The following is a 621-nucleotide window of genomic DNA, read 5'->3' as shown; positions in this document are numbered from 1 at the left end:
GGCGGCGCGATACCACCTCTGGCGGTCTTCCACGGCGACCTCGCCGCGCAGCGAAAAGTACAGGCAGGCGCCGTCCACGTAGGCGTGCGACTGGTGCGCGGAGCCGGCCAGCGTGCCGGGCACCGCGTTGATGGCGGCCACCACGTCGTCGTAGATCGCGGGCAGGTCCGCCCACGGCCCGGACATCTCCAGCGTATCGGCGACGAAGCCGGGGCTGCGCTTGAAGCCTTCGGCGCTCTTGCCGGTCAGGTAGCGCGTGTCGAGCCAGCGTTCGAAGATGGCCTTGTCGTCGAGCTTGTCGCCCAGTTCCGCGCAGACCCGCTCGCCGATCGCCATCACCGCATCGACCATATCCCGGGCGCCTTCGTCAGCCACCAGCAGCACGTTGGTGTCCGGCAGGCCGAACTGCACGCCGCTCTCCAGGGCGTCATAGAGCCGCAGGGCCGCCGGGTTTGCGCCGCGCTGCATGATTTCCCGGCACGCCTCCAGGCCGATGGCGAAGGTCTTGAAGCCATAGGCGATGGCGCGGCCGTAGTCGGGCAGGCGGTGCAGCTTCAGCCGCACGCGCACGATCACCCCCAGCGTGCCTTCCGAGCCGATGAACAGCTGCTGCAGGTCCGG

The 621-nt window shown here is 69.4% G+C and carries 1 protein-coding gene; it reads right to left on the bottom strand.

Translation table 11 applies throughout. The annotated features are described in order from the left end of the window. Positions 1 to 621 (bottom strand): FAD-binding oxidoreductase (locus AB4Z27_RS29305; RefSeq protein WP_441646016.1); only part of this gene is annotated, 621 nt, incomplete at both ends.

Source organism: Cupriavidus sp. KB_39, from assembly GCF_052114485.1.
GTDB lineage: Bacteria > Pseudomonadota > Gammaproteobacteria > Burkholderiales > Burkholderiaceae > Cupriavidus.
This window is presented reverse-complemented; position numbering and strand designations above follow the sequence as displayed.